The 20,282-nt window shown below is 69.3% G+C and carries 18 protein-coding genes; 2 read left to right on the plus strand and 16 right to left on the minus strand.

What is annotated here, in order from left to right; genetic code table 11:
* Window positions 1–112 precede the first annotated feature (112 nt).
* The 10 genes from Q5H91_RS06550 to Q5H91_RS06595 form a co-directional block, all read right to left on the minus strand.
* A complete protein-coding gene (locus Q5H91_RS06550) occupies window positions 113–1,162 on the minus strand; it encodes a CaiB/BaiF CoA transferase family protein (protein ID WP_305172497.1) in 1,050 nt (349 codons plus the stop codon).
* A 2-nt stretch (window positions 1,163–1,164) separates the two neighbouring features.
* Window positions 1,165–1,473, minus strand: a complete 309-nt coding sequence (locus tag Q5H91_RS06555) for a 2Fe-2S iron-sulfur cluster-binding protein (protein ID WP_305172498.1) — start codon at window positions 1,471–1,473, stop codon at window positions 1,165–1,167.
* A complete protein-coding gene (locus Q5H91_RS06560; RefSeq protein ID WP_305172499.1) occupies window positions 1,473–2,471 on the minus strand; it encodes an NAD(P)H-dependent flavin oxidoreductase in 999 nt (332 codons plus the stop codon). The genes Q5H91_RS06555 and Q5H91_RS06560 overlap by 1 nt, the downstream gene beginning before the upstream one ends.
* Entirely contained in the window at window positions 2,471–3,631 is a 1,161-nt protein-coding gene (locus tag Q5H91_RS06565) for an acetyl-CoA C-acetyltransferase (RefSeq protein ID WP_305172500.1), read from the minus strand. Before Q5H91_RS06565 ends, Q5H91_RS06560 begins: the two co-directional genes overlap by 1 nt.
* Window positions 3,632–3,633: 2 nt before the next feature.
* Window positions 3,634–4,416 (minus strand): enoyl-CoA hydratase/isomerase family protein, encoded by a 783-nt coding sequence (locus Q5H91_RS06570; RefSeq protein WP_305172501.1) that lies wholly within the window; start codon window positions 4,414–4,416, stop codon window positions 3,634–3,636.
* Complete coding sequence (locus Q5H91_RS06575) at window positions 4,413–5,486, minus strand: phosphotransferase (RefSeq protein WP_305172502.1); 1,074 nt, start codon at window positions 5,484–5,486, stop codon at window positions 4,413–4,415. Before Q5H91_RS06575 ends, Q5H91_RS06570 begins: the two co-directional genes overlap by 4 nt.
* Complete coding sequence (locus tag Q5H91_RS06580; RefSeq protein ID WP_305172503.1) at window positions 5,483–6,259, minus strand: enoyl-CoA hydratase-related protein; 777 nt, start codon at window positions 6,257–6,259, stop codon at window positions 5,483–5,485. Before Q5H91_RS06580 ends, Q5H91_RS06575 begins: the two co-directional genes overlap by 4 nt.
* Complete coding sequence (locus Q5H91_RS06585; RefSeq protein ID WP_305172504.1) at window positions 6,256–7,434, minus strand: acyl-CoA dehydrogenase family protein; 1,179 nt, start codon at window positions 7,432–7,434, stop codon at window positions 6,256–6,258. The genes Q5H91_RS06580 and Q5H91_RS06585 overlap by 4 nt, the downstream gene beginning before the upstream one ends.
* A complete protein-coding gene (locus Q5H91_RS06590; RefSeq protein WP_305172505.1) occupies window positions 7,431–8,192 on the minus strand; it encodes an SDR family NAD(P)-dependent oxidoreductase in 762 nt (253 codons plus the stop codon). The genes Q5H91_RS06585 and Q5H91_RS06590 overlap by 4 nt, the downstream gene beginning before the upstream one ends.
* Window positions 8,193–8,306: 114 nt before the next feature.
* Window positions 8,307–9,431: an acyl-CoA dehydrogenase family protein gene (locus Q5H91_RS06595; protein WP_305172839.1), complete on the minus strand. Its 1,125-nt coding sequence runs from the start codon at window positions 9,429–9,431 to the stop codon at window positions 8,307–8,309.
* Between the two features lie 176 nt (window positions 9,432–9,607).
* On the opposite strand from Q5H91_RS06595, the gene Q5H91_RS06600 reads away from it, so the two are divergent.
* A complete protein-coding gene (locus Q5H91_RS06600; RefSeq protein WP_305172506.1) occupies window positions 9,608–11,125 on the plus strand; it encodes an acyl-CoA synthetase in 1,518 nt (505 codons plus the stop codon).
* Window positions 11,126–11,138: 13 nt separating this feature from the next.
* On the opposite strand, the gene Q5H91_RS06605 is transcribed toward Q5H91_RS06600, so the two are convergent.
* Genes Q5H91_RS06605 through Q5H91_RS06630 form a run of 6 tightly spaced genes read right to left on the minus strand, consistent with a single transcriptional unit; the run spans window position 11,139 to window position 18,633 of the window.
* A complete protein-coding gene (locus tag Q5H91_RS06605; RefSeq protein ID WP_305172507.1) occupies window positions 11,139–11,804 on the minus strand; it encodes a nitroreductase in 666 nt (221 codons plus the stop codon).
* A gap of 55 nt (window positions 11,805–11,859) precedes the next feature.
* Window positions 11,860–13,092 (minus strand): NAD(P)/FAD-dependent oxidoreductase, encoded by a 1,233-nt coding sequence (locus Q5H91_RS06610; protein WP_305172508.1) that lies wholly within the window; start codon window positions 13,090–13,092, stop codon window positions 11,860–11,862.
* Window positions 13,089–14,195 carry an NAD(P)-dependent alcohol dehydrogenase gene (locus tag Q5H91_RS06615; protein ID WP_305172509.1) on the minus strand — a complete coding sequence of 369 codons (1,107 nt, stop codon included), beginning with the start codon at window positions 14,193–14,195 and terminating at the stop codon, window positions 13,089–13,091. Before Q5H91_RS06615 ends, Q5H91_RS06610 begins: the two co-directional genes overlap by 4 nt.
* A gap of 16 nt (window positions 14,196–14,211) precedes the next feature.
* Complete coding sequence (locus Q5H91_RS06620; RefSeq protein ID WP_305172510.1) at window positions 14,212–15,060, minus strand: helix-turn-helix domain-containing protein; 849 nt, start codon at window positions 15,058–15,060, stop codon at window positions 14,212–14,214.
* Between the two features lie 22 nt (window positions 15,061–15,082).
* The gene (locus Q5H91_RS06625) at window positions 15,083–16,312 is read right to left on the minus strand and encodes a cytochrome P450 (RefSeq protein WP_305172511.1); all 1,230 of its coding nucleotides are present in this window, start codon (window positions 16,310–16,312) and stop codon (window positions 15,083–15,085) included.
* Between the two features lie 2 nt (window positions 16,313–16,314).
* A complete protein-coding gene (locus Q5H91_RS06630; RefSeq protein WP_305172512.1) occupies window positions 16,315–18,633 on the minus strand; it encodes a TonB-dependent receptor in 2,319 nt (772 codons plus the stop codon).
* A gap of 202 nt (window positions 18,634–18,835) precedes the next feature.
* On the opposite strand from Q5H91_RS06630, the gene Q5H91_RS06635 reads away from it, so the two are divergent.
* Window positions 18,836–20,251 carry an aldehyde dehydrogenase family protein gene (locus tag Q5H91_RS06635; protein WP_305172513.1) on the plus strand — a complete coding sequence of 472 codons (1,416 nt, stop codon included), beginning with the start codon at window positions 18,836–18,838 and terminating at the stop codon, window positions 20,249–20,251.
* Window positions 20,252–20,282: the final 31 nt, after the last annotated feature.

Here is a 20,282-nt window from a genome sequence, read left to right on the forward strand (position 1 = left end):
AGCCGATGGCCGAATTCAACCGCACCTCAACAGCATGTTGCCTGGTGCCCACAATCTCGAGCAGCGTGCGGTCCCATTTAATGCAACGCCTACATTTCACATTGCGACGCTGCTAGTCAGATGACTCAGGGCATGAAGCTCTGGAGGTGCGCGAGAAGCGTGGAGCGGGCGCGGCAAACGTCGCACTTCCATCATTTATGTAGGTTCCTCGCGTCAGGAGGTGCGTGTCTCGCATAGCTTCCTCAAGGGTCAGCACCGGCGCAACGCAGGCGTCACTTCCACGGAATCGCTCTACCCAATCGTTCCTGCCTCGCGAACGAAACGCTGTTTCCAAGAGCGTCGCCGCCTCGGGCCACCGATCCTCCCGCTGCAGGGACGCGGGTTCATCGGCTTCGATGCCGAGAATGCGGACGACCTCCGCCCAGAACTGCGGCTCGAGCGCCCCGACCGACATCTCGCGACCATCTGCGCACAGATAGGTGCGATAGTATGGCGCGCTGCCGCCCAGCGGGTTACGCGCTCGATCAAGGGTGATGCGCCCGGACGGGATCAGGCCGGCGAACATCGTCATCATGCTGCTGACGCCGTCGACGATCGCCGCGTCCACCACCTGTCCTTGGCCGGAGCGCTCGCGCTCCCAGAGAGCGGCCATGATGCCGAACGCGAGGTAGAGCGACCCGCCCCCGAAGTCCCCAACGAGGTTCAGGGGCGGCACCGAGCGCTCGCCCGGCGTCCCGATGGCGTCGAGCGCGCCGGTCAGCGCGATGTAGTTGATGTCGTGCCCCGCGGTCCGCGCCATGGGGCCGGTCTGGCCCCATCCCGTCATCCGCCCGTAGACCAGCCGCGGGTTGCGGCCAAGCATCTCATCCGGCCCCAGCCCGAGCCGTTCCATGACGCCGGGACGCAGGCCCTCGATGACGACGTCGGCTTCGTCACACAGCGCCAGCGCCGCCCCGCGCCCCTCGTCCGAGCGGATGTCGAGGGTCACGACCGTCCGGCCGCGGTCAACGACCGGGTTGGGCCAGCCGTTGCCGCCCTCGCGGTCGATCCGGACCACGTCGGCGCCCTGGTCCGCAAGCAGCATCGCGCAGTGCGGACCCGGCCCGATGCTTGCAAACTCGATGACGCGGAGCCCGACCAGCGGCCCGCCGGTGCCGGTCATCCTCAATCCTCTGGCGCGATGCGCACGCGAAGGCCGTCGGCGGCCCCGGCGGGCAGCTGGCAGGATAGACGTGATCGGGCCGTGCGATGGTCGCTGCTGTCGAGGAGGTCGTCCTCATCGGCGCTCAAACGCGGCAACGCGCCTCCCTCCTCGACGTAGACGTGGCACGTGGCGCACGAGCAGCAACCGCCGCAGATCGCCAGCAGCTCGTCGAAGCCAGCGTCCCGGATCGCCTCCATGACCGACGAGCCGGCCGCGGCGTCCAGGTCGTGCTCGATGCCGTCGCGAGTCGTAACGATGATCGTCGGCATCAGGCGGCCTCCTCCAGAAGCCTGGGCATGAGCCCGGCCAGCCTTCCGGCGATCAGGGTCTCCGCCTCGCCCACAATCCTGCCGATCAGCTCGGCGCAGGTCGGGACATCGTGGATCAGGCCCTGGATCTGGCCGGCCCAGATCAGCCCGGCGTCGAGATCGCCCGTCTCCAGCGCCGTCCTGCCCCGGGCACCGGAGACCAGCGGGCGTATGTCCTCGAAGACGGCGTCGTGCCGCCGCGAGATCTCCACCACCTCGTCGGACACGCTCGTCTTGGCGACGCGTCCGGTGTTGTGGAAGCGGCGGAAGATGAGGTTGGTGGCGCGCTCGTCGTTGGCGACGATGAGCTGTTTGACCGCGTCGTGGATGGGCGCCTCCACCGTCGCGCAGAAGCGCGTGCCCATGTTTATCCCTTCCGCGCCGAGCGCCAGCGCGGCGACGAGGCCGCGGGCGTCGCCAAAGCCGCCGCTAGCGAGCATCGGCACCTTCACGCGGTCGGCCGCGGCGGGGATCAGGATCAGGCCGGGGATGTCGTCCTCGCCCGGATGACCCGCGCACTCGAAGCCGTCAATCGAGATCGCGTCGACGCCCATCCGCTCGGCGGAGAGGGCGTGACGGACGGCGGTGCACTTGTGGATGACCGTTACACCGTGCGCCTTGAACTCCTCAACGTGCTCCTGCGGCCGGTGTCCCGCCGTCTCGACGATGGTCACCCCGCTGTCGATGATCGCGCGGCGGTACTCGGCATAGGGCGGCGGGGAGACCGAGGGCAGGATCGTCAGGTTAACGCCGAACGGCCTATCGGTCATCCCGCGGCACCGCTCGATCTCGCGGCGGAGTTCGTCGGGGCTCGGCTGGGTGAGCGCGGTGAGGATGCCAAGACCGCCGGCATTCGATACCGCCGCCGCCAGCTCCGCACGGCCGACCCACATCATCCCGCCCTGCACGATCGGGTGCTCGATCCCGAGCAGGTCGGTAATCCTGGTGCGCAGCGCCATCAGAGCGCCTCGATGATTGTGACGTTGGCGATGCCGCCGCCCTCGCACATCGTTTGCAGGCCGTAGCGCTTGCCGCGGGCACGAAGCGCATGGACCAGCGTAGCCATCAGCTTGGTGCCGCTCGCGCCGAGCGGGTGGCCGAGCGCGATGGCGCCGCCGTTGACGTTGAGCTTCGCCGGATCGGCGCCGACGTGCTTAGCCCAGGCGAGCGGCACTGGCGCGAATGCCTCGTTGACCTCGTAGAGGTCGATGTCGGCGATCGAGAGCCCCGCCTTGCGCAGCGCCTTGTCGGTCGCGAACAGCGGCTCCTCCAGCATGATGACCGGGTCGCCTGCTGTGACCGTCATGTCGACGATCCGCGCGATCGGGGTCAGGCCGTGCGCCTTCAGCGCGCGCTCGTTGACGACGAGGACGGCGCTCGACCCGTCGCAGATCTGGCTCGCGTTCGCGGCCGAGATGACGCCGCCCTCCTGGAGCAGCTTGACCGACCCGATGCCTTCGAGGGTGGCGTCGGCGCGGATGCCCTCGTCGCGGAGGTGCGGCTCGCCGTCGACAATGACGGGCACGATTTCGTGCCGGAAGGCACCCGCCTCGGTGGCGGCGGCGGCACGGCGGTGGCTCTCGAGCGCGAAGCGGTCGAGCGTCTCGCGATCGAAGCCGTGCTTCCTCGCAATCATCTCGGCGCCGCCGAACTGGCTGAACTCGGCGGCGCCGAAGCGGGCGGCGATGCTCTCGCTCACCGGACCGACCCCGACCCCCTCCTTCTTGTGGAAGGACATGTTGGTGAACATCGGCACGCGGCTCATGCTTTCGGCACCGGCGGCGATCACCACGTCCTGGGTCCCCGACATTACCGCCTGGGCGGCGAACTGGATCGCCTGCTGCGACGACCCGCACTGGCGGTCGATCGTCACCGCTGGGACGCTGTCCGGCAGCTTTGAGGCGAAGATCGCGTTGCGGCCAAAGGCGAACGACTGCTCGCCCGCTTGCGTCACGCATCCCATGATGACGTCCTCGACCGCGGTCGGGTCGATGCCGATGCGGTCGACCAGCCCGTCGAGAACGACGGCGGCCAGATCGGCGGGATGGATGCCGGCGAGGCGCCCGTTGCGGCGCCCTCCGGCGGTGCGGACTGCTTCGACGATATAGGCATCGGCCATGGTCAGGCTCCTTGGAAGTCGGGTCGGCGTCGGGCGAGGAAGGCGGAGAGCCCCTCGCGCGATTCAGGATGCGTGCCCGCGGCGGCGATGGTGTCGGCCTCGCGGTCAAGGTGCTCGGCCAGCGACGAGGTCGCGCCCTGGAGCAGCAGTCCGCGAGCGGCGCCGATGGCCGCGGTCGGCGCCGCGACAAGGGCGTTAGCAACCTTCAGGGCCTCGTCGGCGAGCTCGTGGTCGTCGACCACGCGGGTGACGAGACCGAGGCGCGCCGCCTCCTCGGCGGAGACGCGTTCGTTGGTCAGGATCATCGACTGGGCGCGTCGCAGGCCCACGATCCGCGGCAGGAGCCAGCTCATCCCCCCGTCGGGCGTCAGGCCGATGCCAGTGTACGCGGCCGTGAAGTGCGCGGAGCGACCGGCGAGCACGACGTCGCCGAGTAGCGCGAGACTCAGGCCCGCGCCGGCCGCCGGGCCGTTCACCGCGACGAGAAGCGGCTTCTCCATGGTGGCCAGGGTGACGATCGCGCCGTGCAGGCTGCTGGCCAGCGCGTAGAGGAACGCGGCGGCGTTCCCGCCGGCCGCCGCCATCGCGCCGACGTCGCCGCCGGCGCAGAACAGCCGCCCCGAGCCCGTCAGGGTGACGCAGCGCACCGACGGGTCCGACGAGACCGCGTCGGCCGCGGCGGCCAGCTCCTCCGCCAGGGTCGGATCGATGGCGTTGCCGGCATCCGGGCGGTCGAGCGCTATGCGCGCCGCCGCGCCGTGACGGGTGAGCGTGACTGCGGTCATCGGCAGGTCTCCATCGCCTCGCGGGCGAGCCGCGCCAGCCGGGGGAAGCTCTCGGCGCGCACGCGGGCGTGCTCGGACGCGGCGGTGCCGCGGATCACGCGCCCCTTGATCCCGTGGAAGATCGCGGCGAGCCGGAAGAAGTTGAAGGCGACGTAGAAGTCGTAGTCGGGGATGGTCTCGCGCCCCGTACGGGCGCAATATGCCGCCACGTACTCGACCTCCGACGGGATGCCGAGCGCGTCGATGTCGGCCCCTGCCAACCCCGCCACGATGTTGGAGGGCATGCGGTACATGATGGCGTGATAGGCGAAGTCGGCCAACGGGTGGCCGAGCGTCGACAGCTCCCAGTCGAGCACCGCCAGGATGCGCGGCTCGGAGGGATGGAAGATCATGTTGTCGCAGCGGAAGTCGCCATGCACGATCGCGGTCTCGTCCCCCGCGGGCACGTTGGCCGGGAGCCAGGCGACGAGCGCGTCCATGTCCGGGTCGCGACCCGCGTCGGCGTCCTCCTCGTACTGCTTCGTCCAGCGCGCGATCTGACGTGCGAAGTAGTTTCCGGGCCGGCCGTAGTCGGCAAGCCCCACCGCAGCCGGGTCGACCGTGTGCAGCGCCGCCAGCGTCGCGTTCATCGCGTCGAAGTACCTCGCGCGCTCCGCGGTCGGTACGTCGGGGAAGGTCGCATCCCAGAAGATGCGGCCTTCGACGAGTCCCATGACGAAGAAGGGCGTCCCGATCACCGCGTCGTCGGCGCACACGCCGTGGATCGGCGCGACCGGCACCGGGGTGTCCGCGAGCGCTGTCAGGACCCGCGCCTCGCGAAGCACATCGTGCGCGCCCTTCACGAGCGCGCCGGGCGGCTTGCGGCGGAGGACGTATGCCCGGTCGGGCGTGGAGAGCCGGTAGGTCGGGTTCGACTGGCCGCCCTTGAACTGCTCGACCGTCAACGGCCCCGAGTATCCGGCCACGTTCTCCGCCATCCAGCGGGCGAGCGCGGCCTCGTCAAAACGGTGAGCGTCGCGCACCGGAGTGGTGCCGGCATTGGCGTCTTGGTCGAGGGCGCTCGTCGTCATCGTCCGCTCCATGCCGGCGTCCGCTTCTCCGCGAACGCCGCGGGGCCCTCGACTGCATCCTGCGACTTCAGCATGGCCGCCATGGCGGGCAGCGCCCATTGATGCTCCAGGAAGGTGTTGGTCGACTCGTCCAGGCCCCGGAGGACCGCCTCCTTGGTCGCGCGGATCGCCATCGGGCTGCAGGCGAGGATATCCTCCGCCCAGCGCCGTGCCGCGCCGAGCACGTCGCCATCGACCACCTCGTTCACAAACCCCAGTTGCAGGCCCTCCTCGGCGCTGACGCGGCGCCCGGTGAGCATCATGCCCATCGCGTGCTTCAGCCCGATATTGCGCGGCAGCCGCTGCAGGCCGCCCGCCAGCGCGGCCAGGCCCACGCGCGGCTCGGGCAGAGCGAAGGAGGCACCTGCCCGCGCGACGACGATGTCGCAGGCGAGCACAATCTCGAAGCCCCCTCCCATCGCCACGCCGTTCACCGCCGCGATGACGGGCTTGGCCAAGTCGAAGCGCGACGTCAGCCCGGCGAAACCCGACGGCGGCGTCGCCATGCCCCCGCCCGACGCCTGCTGCTTGAGGTCGTGACCCGCGCAGAACGCCTTCTCGCCCGCGCCGGTGATGATCGCGACCCATTGGTCCGGGTCCGCCGCAAATGCGTCGAAGGCCGCCGCGAGCTCCTCGTGGGCTTCCGCGTTGAGGGCGTTGTGCGAGGCGGGCCTATTCATCGTGACAATGGTCAGGCGGCCCTCGCGAGCGACAGTCACGTGGTCGCCGCTCACCGCGCCTCCCTCCGATCGCGCTTGATCTTCTTGGCGAGGCTCCACTTGTGGACCTCCGTCGGGCCGTCGTAGATGCGGAAGGCGCGGATCTCACGGAACACCTGCTCGACGATCGTGTCGCCCGTGACCCCGGTGCCGCCCATCGTCTGCACGCACCGGTCCGCGACTCGCATCAATGCCTCCGACACTGCCACCTTCGCCATGGAGCTCTCCGCTCCGCCCTGGGCGCCCGCGTCCAGCACCCCCGCGCACCAGTCGATCATCAGCTCGGCCTGCTTCAGGTCGATCAGGTTTTCGGCCAGCATGAAGCCGACGCCCTCGTGGTCGATGAGCGGCTTGCCGAACGCGTGGCGGCGGCAGGCGTACTCGGTCGCGATCTCGTTGGCGCGGATGCAGGCGCCGAGCCAGCGCATGCAATGCGACAGCCGCGCCGGCGCCAGCCGGATCTGCGCGTACTTGAAGCCCTCGCCGCTTTGGCCGAGCATCTGGTCGGCTGGCACCCGTAGGTTCTCGATTCTGACCACAGCGTGGCCGCCGGGCATGGAGCTGTCGATCGTGTCCAGGACGCGCTCGACGGTGATGGCCGGATCGGGGAGATCGACGAGGAACATGCAGGCGCCGTCGTCGGACTTGGCCATCACGATGCCGACCTGCGCGCCCTCGGCACCGGTGATGAAGGCCTTACGGCCATTGACCACCCAGTGGTTGCCGTCGAGCCGGGCGGTCGTCAGCATCATCGACGGGTCCGACCCGGCACCGCCGTCCTCGGCCGGTTCCGTCATGAAGAACGCGGATCTCGCCTCGCCCCGCACTATCGGATCGAGGAAGCGGCGCTTCTGCTCGTCGCTTCCCACCTTGCCGAGCAGGTACATGTTGCCCTCGTCAGGTGCCGCGGTGTTCACCGCGATCGGGCCGAGCGGGGACAAGCCCGACTGGCGCAGCACGTAGGCGGTCTCGCGCTGGTCGAGGTGGCTGCCGTCGGCGAGGATGTGTGGGGTGAGCACGCCGGCCTCCCGCGCCTTCGATCGCAGTTCGGCGACGAGCTCGTCGCTCGGCCCGTGCGCGTCGCGGCGGGGATCGCGCTCGTACGGCGCGACCGTGCCGCGGACGAAGGCCTCGACCCGCGCGCCGATCTCGGCGGCGCGCGCGGAGGGCGCGGGACCTGTCCCGCTCATCGCGGCGCCATGCGGATGGCGCCGTCGAGACGGATCGTCTCGCCGTTCAGCATCGGGTTGGTCACGATCGACTCAACCAGCTGCGCGTACTCGTCGGGCTGGCCGAGACGCGAGGGGAACGGCACCTGCGCGCCGAGGCTGTCCTGCGCCTCCTGCGGAAGCGTGGCGAGGAGCGGCGTCCAGAAGATGCCGGGTGCGATGGTCATCACGCGGATGCCGTAGCGGGCGAGCTCGCGCGCGATCGGCAGCGTCATGCCGACGACGCCGCCCTTCGACGCGGCGTACGCCGCCTGACCGATCTGCCCGTCGTAGGCGGCGACCGAGGCGGTGTTGATCACGACGCCGCGCTCCTCGCCGACCGGCTCGGCGGCGTGCAGCGCGGCCGCGAACTTCGAGAGGACGTTGAAGGTGCCGATCAGGTTGATCGTGACGATCTTCGAGAAGGACGCGAGCGGGAGCGGGTTGCCGTCCCGATCGATGACCTTGGCCGGCGGGCCGATGCCCGCGCAGTTGACGAGGATGCGCGCCTTGCCGTTGACGCCCTCAGCCTCGGCGATCGCGGCGGCGACCGCATCCTCGTCGGTGACGTCGACGCGGACGAAGTGCCCTCCCACCTTCTCCGCCAACGCCGCGCCGAGCTCCGCGTTGAGGTCGAAGATGGTAACCTTCGCCCCGCGCCGCACGAGGCGCTCGACCGTTCCGCCGCCGAGCCCCGAGGCTCCGCCGGTCACGATGGCTGCCATGCCGTCGATGTTCATCGTGTCTGATCCTTCATGCTGGAATATCGGTCGGCCGCAGGCGAGCGGACCAGTCGGGCGTGCCGGGCGGCGGACGGCGCCCGCCGCCGCGGCGATCCGGGCTTCGTCGCGGCGTCAGAGGCCACGGGCGATCACCATACGCTGGACGTCCGAGGTACCCTCGTAGATCTGGCAGACGCGGACGTCCCGGTAGATCTTGGCGAGCCCGAACTCCTCGAGGTAGCCGTAGCCGCCAAGCGTCTGGATGGCGCCGGACACGATGGTCTCCGCGGCCTCGGAGGCGAACAGCTTGGCCATCGACGCGGCCTGCAGCGCCGGCTGGCCGCCGTCCTTGAGGGCGGCGGCGTGCAGCACCAGCTGACGGGACGCCTCGAGCCTGGTCGCCAGATCGGCCAGGCGGAAGCCGACCGCCTGGTGCTCCAGGATCGGCTTGCCGAAGCTTCTGCGGTCCCGCGCATAGGCGACGGCCGTCTCGAGCGCGGCCTGCGCCATGCCCACCGACTGGGCCGCGATGCCGATCCGACCCGCCTCCAGGTTCGAAAGAGCGATCGAGTAGCCCCGACCCTCGTCGCCGAGGAGGGCGTCGTCCGGCACGACGCAGTTCTCGAAACGGATGCCGCAGGTGTCCGACGCCGCCTGGCCGAGCTTGTGCTCGACCTTGTCGACCGAGTAGCCGGGCGTGTCGGTCGGCACGAGGAAGGCCGAGATGCCCTTCCGTCCGGCCTCGGGGTCGGTCACCGCGATCACCATCACCACCGACGCGATCCGCCCGGACGTGATGAACTGCTTCGAGCCGTCGATGCGCCAACCGCCCTCGACCCTGACCGCGCGGGTGCGGATCGCCGCCGCGTCGGACCCCGCGTCGGCCTCGGTCAGCGCGAAGGCGCCGATCGCCTCGCCGGAGACCAGCCTCGGCAGCCAGCGGTCGCGCTGCGCGGGCGATCCGTCCTTCAGGAGACCGGTCACCATGATGGAGTTCTGGATGGATACGATCGTGGAGAGCGCCCCGTCCGCCGCGGCGACCTCGATGAGCGCCAGCGCGTAGGACACGTAATCGGCGCCGGCGCCGCCGGCCTCGACCGGAGCGGTCATGCCCATCATGCCGAGCCCGCCCAGCTCCCTGAAGAGCTCAGGCGGATACCCGCCGGCGACCTCGTAGCCCGAGCTCGCCGGTCGGATGCGATCCTGCGCGAAGTCGCGCACCGCGTCGCGGATCGCCGTCTGGTCTTCGGTAAGGATCACGCCTTCTCTCCTCGGCCAACCTCGGACGGGGTGGTCCACGTCCCTCTGAGTAGCCGACAACGGGTGCCCCGGCTTTGCTCGGCAGTCGCGCGCTTTTTCACATTTCTTGCGCGCCGGTTGCCGCGCCCGGGTCGCGCGTGGTTGCTGTCCGGAAAACAGGATGGAGAGGCCCCATGCACCCGGCCGAGCACGCGGCGCGCAACCCCGGCAAGGCGGCCATCGTCATGGCCGAGACCGGCGAGACGATCGACTTCGCCCGTCTCGACGAACTCTCGAACGCGAGCGCGCATCAGCTGCGCGCGCTGGGCCTGCGGCGGAGTGACGTCGTGGCCACGCTCTTCGCCAACGCGCCCGAGGTGTTCGCGTTTGGCTGGGCCGCGCAGCGATCGGGCCTCTACCAGACCGCGATCTCCAACAAGCTCAGCCCGCGCGACGTCGCCTACATCCTCTCGGATTCCGGGGCCAAGCTGCTCGTCATCTCGCCGGCCTACGCGGGCCTCGCCCGCGAGGCGCTCGCCGGGATGGCGGACCTCCCCGCCTACCGCTGGACGGGATCGGACGAGCGCCTGCTCGACTGGAGCGCCGCCGCGGCGTCGCGGCCGCCCGGACCGATCGACGACGAGAGCGCCGGGACCGACCTCCTCTACTCCTCCGGCACCACGGGCCGCCCGAAGGGCGTCATGCCCGCGCTGCCACAAGGGCCGATCGGCGCGGACACCCCGCTCACTAGGATGGGGGCCGGGCTCTACGGAATGGGCGGGGACACCGTCTACCTGTCCACCTCGCCCCTGTACCACGCCGCGCCCCTGCGGTGGGCCATGGCCGTGCAGCAGCTCGGCGGCACCGTCGTCGTCATGGAGCGCTTCGACGCGGAGGACGCCCTGCGGCTAATCGAGCGCCACCGGATCACGCACGCGACCTTCGTGCCCACCCATTTCATCCGCATGCTCAAGCTCGCTGCGGAGGTGCGAGCGAGATACGACGTCTCGTCGCTGCGCGCGGTGGTTCACGCGGCCGCGCCGTGCCCCGTGCCCGTCAAGCACGCCATGATCGAATGGTTCGGACCGATCGTCCACGAATACTATTCCGGCACCGAGAGCTGCGGCATCACCGCGCTGTCGAGCAAGGAGTGGCTGCGGAAGCCGGGCTCGGTCGGGCGCGCCGTGCTGGGCGTCGTCCACATCGTCGACGCGGACGGCGAGGAGGTGCCGATCGGCGAGACCGGCGACGTCTTCTTCAGCGACGGACCGACCTTCCGCTACCTGAACGATCCCCAGAAGACGGCCGACGCGCACGACGCGCGGGGGTGGGCGACGCTGGGCGACGTCGGCAGGCTCGATGACGACGGCTACCTGTTCCTCTCCGACCGCCGCAGCTTCATGATCATCTCGGGCGGCGTGAACATCTACCCGCAGGAGATCGAGAACCTGCTCGTCACCCACCCCGCGGTCGCCGACGCCGCCGTCATCGGCGTCCCTTGCGACGAGATGGGCGAGATGGTGCTCGCCGTGGTGCAGCCCGCACCGGGCGTCGCCGCCGACGCTTCCCTCGCCGAGGAGCTGCGGGCGTTCGCGAGGCGCGAGCTCGGAGGGGTAAAGACGCCCAGAAGGATCGACTTCATGGACGAGCTGCCCCGCGAGCCGACGGGCAAGCTGTTCAAGCGCAAACTGCGCGACGCGTACTGCGCCTAGCGCGCCGACAGGATCATTCGCGCACGTACAGCCATTCCCCGGCGGGCGCCCTGTCGCTTCGGGTCCTATTCGCCGGCTCCTCGGGATCCTCGATGCCGATGGCGACGCCGCAGAACAGCATCCGCTCGGCGGGAACGCCGAGAAAGCCTTCCACTTTCGTCGGGTACATCGCCCAAGCCTCCTGCGGGCAGGTGGCCAATCCCTCTCCAACCGCCAGCAGCATAAGGTTCTGGAGGAACATGCCAAGGTCGGCCCATTGCGGCGGGCCCATGCGACGCTCCACGGTGACGAAGTAGGCCGCCGGCGCCCCGAAGAGCGCGAAGTTCCGGGCGAACCAGGCCCGGCGGCCCTCGCGGTCCGCACGCGGGATGCCGAGGTGGCCGTAGAGCGCCTCGCCGGCGGCCCGCCGACGCTCGTCGTAGAGGCCATCCAGCGCGGCGGGGTAGATGTCATACCCGTGCTTCTCGACTTCGCCGTCGGCGAGCGCACGGGCCATGATCGCCTTCAGCTGGGTCAGGGGCGAGCCGACCACGATGTCGACGTGCCACGGCTGCAAGTTGCCGCCGGACGCCGCGCGGGCGGCCTCGACGGCCATGCCGCGCAGCGTCTCGACCGAAACCGGCGTGGGAAGGAAGCCGCGTACCGATCGGCGCTCGGCGATCGCCCGCTTCAACTCCATCGATCGTTCCTTCCGCCGGGCACGGACGCGCCCTCGTCCACGCCGCAGGCGGCGGTCAAACCGCCGCGAGCTCCTTGAGCGGCCTCGTCGTGTCCGCCAGCGCATCCGGGGCGACCACCGTCCCGGCCGCCACCAGCGGCTTGCCCTGCACGAAGTCGCGGACCGCGTTGACGGCGTCGACCGCGATCACGCGTCCTCGACGCAGGTACACGACCGAGAAGCTGCGGGTCGCCGGATCGCCGCGCAGCACCGCCTCATCATGCCCGGTCGACAGGCCGACGGTCTGCAGCTTCAGGTCGTACTGGTTGGACCAGAACCATGGGACCGCGTCGTACCTGGCTTCACGACCGACGATGTTCCGCGCCGCGGTTACCGCCTGGTCGTTCGCGTTCTGCACCGATTCGAGGCGGATGGTCGCGCCCTCGGCGAACCGATTCGGATGCGCGGCGCAGTCGCCGATGGCGAAGACGTTCGGCAGGCTCGTGCGGCACGCCCCATCCACCACGACGCCGTTACCGACCTCGGCCCCGGCGTCGGCGAGCGGCCCTACGGCCGGCACGATACCGATGCCCACGATCACGATGTCGGCGGGGAGGAGCTCCCCCCTAACGAGCCTGACGCCCGAGACCGCCCGCTCCCCCTCGATGCATTCCACCGTCGAGCCGAGCAGCAGCCGCACGCCGTGCGCCCGGTGTTCCGCCTCGTAGAAGCGCGACAGCGGCTCGCCCGCCACCCTGGCGAGCACGCGGTCGAGCGTCTCGACCAGCGTCACGGACTTGCCGAATTTCGTCAGCGCCGCCGCGGCCTCCAGCCCGATGTAGCCGCCCCCGATGACCACGATCTCCCGCGCCGACGGCAGCTCCGCGAGCAGCCGGTCCACGTCCGCGCGGGTCCGGACCGCGTGCATGCCGGCGAGATGATGTCCGGCGCACGTCAGCCGCCGCGGCTCGCCGCCTGCAGCCCAGATCAAGTAGCCGTAGCTGGTCGCCACGCCGTCGTCGGTGAGGATCGTCCGGTTCGCCGGATCGACCCGCTCGACGCGGCGGCCGAGCAGCATCTCGATGCCGCGCTCGGCCCAGAAGGCGGCAGGCCTGATGAGCATGCGCTCGAACGGCTTCTGCCCGGCGAGGTACTCCTTCGAGAGCGGCGGGCGCTCATAGGGGAGCTCAGACTCCGCGGCGACCACGGCGATCGTGCCCTCGAAGCCCTCCTGCCGCAGGGCAACGGCCGCCTGCGCACCGGCATGACCGGCGCCCACGATGACGACGTCGAACCGCGCGTTCGTCATGGGATGAGCACCACCTTCACGCACTCCCCCCGCTTCTGGGCGGCGACCGCCTCGTTGATCTCGGCGAGCGGGAACGTGCGGACGAGCCGGTCGAACGGAAAGCGACCGTCGCGGTGCGCCGCGATCAGCTCGGGGATGAACGTCTGCGGATCGCTGTCCCCCTCCATGATGCCGATGAGGCGCTGCCCAAAGGTGATCATGGCGGCGATGTTGACGGGCAGCGCGTCCTCCGCGCTCGGCGGCACGCCGACAAGGCCGAGCATGCCCCGCGGCGCGAGCGCCTCCAGCACCGCCTGGATCGCGTCGACGCGTCCGCTGGTGTCGAACGCAAAGTCGACGCCGTCGGCATGGATGACGCGAAGGGCGGCGGCGACGCCGGTCGCGGCCGGGTCGATCACGTGGGTCGCCCCGAGCTCGAGCGCGAGATCCCGGCGAGCCGCGACCGGCTCGATCAGCACGATCGTCGAGCAGCCCTGGATCTTCGCGCCCATCACCGCGGCGAGTCCGACAGGGCCGCCGCCGACGATCGCGATGGACGAGCCGGCGGGGCAGGCCATCGACCGCATCACGCCGCCGGCGCCGGTCTGGAAGCCGCAGCCGAGCGGGCCGAGGATCTCGAGCGGCGCGTCGGGATCCGCCACTTTCACGACGTTGCGCGCCCGCACAACGGCGCGGGCCGCGAAGCTCGACTGGCCGAAGAAGTGGGAGGAGATCGCACCGCCCTCGTCGTACAGCGCCTTTGACCCGTCCTCTAGGCGCATGCCCGCGTAGTTCAATGGCGGGAACTCGCGGCAGTAGCTCGGCAGCCCCTCGTCGCACCGGGCGCAGTGCCCGCAGCTCGAGAAGCCGAGCACCACGCGGTCGCCCGGCGCCAGTCCGGTCACCCCGTCGCCGACATCCTCGACGATGCCAGCGCCCTCGTGCCCGAGCACGGCGGGCAGCGGATAAGGCACGAACTGGTCGCGGAACACGATGTCGGTGTGGCAGAGGCCGACCCCGACGATCCTGACCAGGACCTCCCCGCTACGGGGCGGCTCGATGTCCACCGTCTCAATCGTGAAGTCGCCCTTGGCTTCGCGGGCGACCGCGGCGGTGGTCTGCATTTCTTACCTCGATCTACTAGATGGTGTGGCGCCAGCCGCTCGGCGTCTGGCCGGCGTACTGGCGGAAGGCGCGCGTGAAGTGGCTCTGGCTCGTGAAGCCCGTCATCTCCGCGACCTGGGCGACGGAGAGGTCGGACTGGCCGAGAAGGTCCCTCGCCCGATCGAGGCGCGCCTTCATCACATACTGGTGCGGGGTCGCACCCGTGGCGCGCTTGAAGACGCGGCAGAAGTGGGACGGGGTCAGGCCCGCCTGGCCGGACAGCGCCTCGAGGGTGTGGTCGTCCTCGGGTCGCGCCTGGATGTCGTTCATGATCTGGTGGATGCGGTAGGCGGAGAAGTCGGCGCTCGGAAAAGGCGCCTCGGCGGACGGTGCCGGTCCGCGGACCGTGTGAGCCTTCAGCGCATCCAACAGCGTGCTGATGTAGGCGGTTCGCTCCGCGGTCTGGGCGCCGTAGAGTTCGCTCAGGATCTGGCGGGTGAGAGCGATGCCGAGCGGATCCGCGAACGCGAAGCGCATCTGCCGGAAGTGATCGAGCGCGTTCTGGCTGCTCATCTCGGCGAGCGGCACGGATACCGTGACGACGTCCAGCTCCCCGTCGATGCGCCAACCGGTCCGGCAGCCGGCCGGCACGATGGTCGCGCACCCGGGGATCGAGCGCGCGTTGCTCCAGTGATCGGCCTCCCACAGCCGCGTGTCGGGCTTGCCGCCGACGTGGACGACGAAGACCGGATCGACCAGCGCCGGCAGCTCGTAGCTGCCGATGAACTGACGCCAGCGGGCGAACTGCCAGGCACCCAGGTTGGCGCTCCGGTCGGGAGCGCGCCCGAGCGTCTCGGCGATGATGGTCTCGTTGGTCGCGGCCATTCGGCTCACCCGTCCTCTCTCGTCACGCGGGCCGCATGATGACGTCGAGGTTCTTCAGCCCGTTGATGAAGTTGGACCTGAACCGTCGCGGCGGCGCCTGCACTTCGAACGACGTAACACGGTCCGCGAGCAGATCGAAGGCGATGCGCAGCTGCATCTCGGCGAGGCGGGAGCCCACGCAGACGTGCTGGCCGGCGCCGAAGCCGACGTGCTGCGCGCCCTTGCGGGTCACGAGGAAGCGGTCGGCGTCCGGGAACACGTCCTCGTCGCGGTTGGCCGAGATGTACCAGAGGACGACCTTGTCGCCCTTCCTGACCGCCCTGCCGCCCACGGTGGTGTCCTCCATCGCGGTCCGGCGCATGTGCATCACCGGGCTGGCGAAGCGGACCATCTCGGGTGCGGCCGTCTTCAGCACGTCCCGATCAGCACGGATCGCGTCCCACTGGTCTGGGTTCGCCGAGAACGCCGCCACCGTGTGACTCAGCGAGTTCCGCGTCGTCTCGTTGCCGCCGACCAGCACCAGGATGAGGTTCGCGACGAAGTCGCGGAACGGGACGGCCTCGCCGTCGATCTCCGCGTTGGCCAGCAACGAGGCGATGTCGCCAGTCGGCTCGGCGCGCCGCGCCTGGAAGAGCTCCTGCGCGAACTCGAAGAACTCGCCGAGCGTCGCAGCCATCGCTACGGGGCTCTGCCGGAACTCGGGGTCGTCCTCGCCGACGAACGCATTGGTCCAGTCGTACAGCTTCGGCCACATGTCGATCGACACGCCGAGCAGCTCCGCCAGCGTCATCAGCGGCAGCGGCGCCGAGAGCGCCGGCACCAGGTTCACGCTGTCGCCGAGCGGGATCTCGTCGACGAGCCGCCGGACACGGTCGCGGATACGCACCTCAATGTCGCCGAGCCGTCCGGGCGAGAGCGCCGGCATGACGAACTTGCGGTAGCGGGTGTGAATCGGCGGGTCGCGGGAGATGAAGGGAATGCCGATCGCCGAGTCGCCGGCGCCGGTCAGCCCCACCTCGTTCTCGTTGAAGATGCGGTGGCCGCCGTTCTCGTAGGCGGAGGAGAACAGCTGGGGCTGGCGCGACACCTCGACGATGTCGGCGTGGCGGGTCACGGCCCAGAAGCCGGCACCGTCGGCCTCGGGGTTCCAGTGGACGGGATCCTCGCGGCGGAGGGCGGCGAACTCGTCCCAGGGAACGCCGGCCTCGTAGAGGCCGGGATCCTTGAGGTCGGCGGCTGCGACCGTCGCCATGATCAGAACGCCACCCGGACCGAGCCGCCGTACGTACGGGGGGCGGCCGGCACGAGGAAGTTGTACGGGAAGCCGGCGCCGCGCAGGTCGAGGCCGTATACATAGGTCTTCCGGTTCAACAGGTTGTTGGCGAACGCCTTGAAGGTGAACCGATCGACGGTGAGCGCCGCGGTGAGGTTCACCTTCGCGAACGCGCCCTGCTTCAACTCGCTGTTCAACTGACCGGTGCCTACGGCGTTCGTGTCGTTGAACGGAGAGAAGTACTGGCGCGTGAAGAAGGCGACGCTCGGGGACACGGTAAGGCCATTGGTGCCGTCCTTGAACAGCGTCAGGTCGGCGCCGCCCTGCGCGGTAAAGCGTGGGGCGAACGGCAAGTCGTTGCCGTCCAGGTTCGTCCCCTGCAACGTCAGGTCCTTGTACGTCGAGTGCAGGTAGCCGCCCGCCGCGGTGATCGTGATGGCGGGCGACAGGCGCAGCCGCGCCTCGGCCTCGGCGCCGTAGACCTCCGCCTTGGGGGCGTTCACCAGGAAGGAGACCGGGCCCGCCCGCGTGTCCTGCACCTGCTGGTTCTTGTAGTCGTAGTAGAACCCCGCGGCGCTGAGCGTCAGCATGTCGAAGTAGCGGCCCTTAACGCCGACCTCGTATGCGTTCACGCGCTCCGGATCGATGTAGTTGATGCCGGCCGACGACGTGTAGCCACCGCCGTTGAAGGCGCCGGACCTGTAACCGCGGTTGTAGCTCGCGTAGACGAGCGTGCCGCCCTCGAACGTGTAGCTGAGCGCCGCGCGGCCGGTGAGCGCATTGTTTCGGCCGTTGAGCGCGAACCGTGCGCCCGGGTCGTAGGCGCAGGTCCCCGGGACACCGGGACACGGCACGGTCGTCGCAAGCGGCAGCTGCGGACCGCCGACGTCCCCGGCGAAGAGGAACGCGAAGCCGTCACGGTACCGGTTACGGTCCCAGGTGTACCGGGCGCCGAGCGTCAGCGTCAGCCGCTCGGTGATGTCGTAGTCGCCCTGTGCGAAGACGGCGTAGGACCGGCGAACCTGCCGATAGTGCTGGAAGAAGCCGCCGTTCACCGTCGGGGCGATCGCCTGGCCGATGTTGAAGGTGTTGTCGGTCGTCGTCCGGTCGTAGCCGTAGAAGCCGCCGCCGACGAGCTTCAGCCGATCACCGTTGTAGTTGAAGCGCGCCTCCTCGCTGAACTGCTGGAAGTTCGACCGCCAGTTGATGTCGAGAATGTCGAGCGGCGAGCCGTCCGCCGCCTGTTGCAGGTTCTGCTTGCCGCCGTCGCGCGAGGTGATTGACGTGAAGGTGAGCGTCGGCGAGATCTCGTAGGCGATGGTCGCGGAGGCGCCGTAGGCCTCGGTACGGTTCAGGCCGATGCGGTTCTCGTTCACCTCGAAGAAGCCAAGCCCCTGCCGGAAGGGTAACAGACCATGGACAGCGGCCTGCGAGCCCTTGTCGCGCCCACCGTAGACCTTCAGCTTGATGTCGAGAGGGCCGTTGCCGGGACGAAGGCGTAGGATCGCGCGCCCCTGCAGGGTGTTCTGCGAATTGGCGTCACGCCCACCCGGGAAGACGTTCTCGATCTGCCCGTCACCCTTGACGTAGTTGCCGGAGATGCGCAGGCCGAGCTGATCCTCGACCATGGTAGTCTCGATGGCGGCCTGCGCCGTGTAGGTGTTGAAGTTCCCGAAGCCGCCTTCGGCATAGCCTTCGTTTCCGTTGAGCGTCGGCCCTTTAGTGATGAAGTTGATGGCGCCACCGGTCGTGTTGCGACCGAACAGTGTGCCTTGCGGTCCACGGAGCACCTCGACGCGGTCCAGATCGAAGAGCCCCATACCATGTGAGGTGCGGCTCGCGAGATAGACGTCGTCGATATAGACGCCGATCGGCGACGCCTGGTTTGCGTTGTACTCGTTGGCGACTGAAATGCCGCGCAGGGAGAAGTTCGGCTGGGTGTTGCCGTACGGACTGGACACTTGGAGATTGGGCACTGCGGCGGCGAGGTTGGCCGAGTTGGTAATGCCCTTCGTCGTCAGGGTGTTGCCCGCGATGGCCGAGATCGCGATCGGGACGGTCAGAATCGACTGCTCGCGACGCTGCGCGGTCACGACAATGTCGCCGGTGTCGGCGGCGTTGTCCTGCGCGACCGGCGTCGCCGACTGTGCATCGGTGCTCTCGGTGGCCGTCGCAGGCGCCACAGTGGCATCCGGCGAAGGCGCCATGGCCGGTCGCGGATCGGAGGACTGCGCGTGGGCGGTCGCCGGAACGATGAACGAGACGCCAGCGAGGAGCGCTGTGGTGATCCTGGCCTTCATAGCCCTCTCCTTGTGCCGAAGGCTCTGGTCGCGGCCTTCTTCATTTCGCTTCGTAGACCGAACGGACCTCAAGCGCTTTACATGGGCTTGCCGAGCTTTTTCACATTTCTTGCGCGGACGTGCGCGGATGCGTCACATTCTGTTAGTCCGCTCCACGAAGTCGCCACCCTTGTTTCAAGGAGACGGCGCGAAGGAGAGCGAGATGGACTTCGACCAGGCGTACACGATGACCATCGGCGGCAAGGCGATCGCCGGCACCGAGACCTTCGACGTCCTCAACCCCGCCACGGAGCAGGTCGTCGCTTCGGCGCCGGACGCGACCCGAGAGGACCTCGACGCGGCGGTCGCCGCCGCCCGCGACGCATTCCCGGGCTGGTCGGCCACGCCCATCGACGAGCGCCGCGCCCTGATCGATCGACTCGGCGACGCGCTCCTCGCCGACATCGAGGGCTTCAAGCGACTGCTCACCGCCGAGCAGGGCAAGTCGCACGACGACGCGGCCTACGAGGTCGGCGGCGCCGGCATGTGGCTGAAGGGAGCCGCGACGCTCCAGCTGCCCGTCACGGTCAATGAGGACTCCGCGGAGCGCTACAGCGAGACGCGTCACGTGCCGCTCGGCGTCGTCGGGGCGATCGCGCCGTGGAACTACCCCCTCGTGCTCGCGATGTTCAAGGTCGGCCCGGCCCTCCTCGCGGGGAACACGATGGTGCTGAAACCCTCGCCCTTCACGCCGTTATCCACGCTGAAGTTCGGCGAGCTCGCCGCCACCATCCTGCCGCCGGGCGTGCTGAACGTGGTGAGCGGCGGGGACCGGCTCGGTCCCTGGCTGACCGAGCACCCGGGCATCGACAAGGTCAGCTTCACCGGATCGACCGAGACCGGGCGCCGCGTGATGCGGAGCGCGTCTGCCACGCTCAAGCGGGTGACGCTGGAACTCGGCGGCAACGATCCGGCCATCGTGCTCGCGGACGTCGACGTGGAGCAGGTCGCCGAGAAGCTCTTCTGGGCCGCGTTCACGAACAACGGCCAAGTCTGCATCGCTACCAAGCGCATGTACGTGCACGAGGACGTGTACGAGCCGCTGAAGGAGGCACTGGTCGCCTACGCGCGGACGGTGAAGGTGGGCGACGGTTCCGAGCAGGGCAACCGCCTGGGGCCGATCAACAACAGGCCGCAGTACGAGCGCGTGCTCGATCTCGTACGCGACGCCCGAGAGAACGGATACGACTTCCTCATCGGCGGCGAGGACAGCGACGTTCCGGGGTACTTCGTCCCCGTCACCATCATCGACAACCCGCCGGAGGACAGCCGGATCGTGCAGGAGGAGCAGTTCGGTCCGGTCCTGCCGCTCATCCGCTTCAGCGACATCGACGACGTCGTCGCCCGCGCCAACGCCAGCGACTATGGGCTCGGCGCGTCGGTTTGGGGCAAAGACGAGAACGCGGCCTGGGCGATCGCAGAACGGATCGCGAGCGGCACTGTCTGGGTCAACGAGGCGCAGCACCTGACGCCGCTCGCCGCATTCGGCGGGATGAAGCAGTCGGGGATCGGCGTGGAGAACGGGGTCGAGGGTTTGTTGGAATATACAACCGCCCAGACTATCACGCGTCGCCGATGATCGATGCATAGGAGACAGAGTTTGCCTCAAC

The sequence above is a fragment of the Sphingomonas aurea genome, assembly GCF_030678875.1.
GTDB classification, from domain to species: Bacteria; Pseudomonadota; Alphaproteobacteria; order Sphingomonadales; family Sphingomonadaceae; genus Sphingomonas; species Sphingomonas aurea.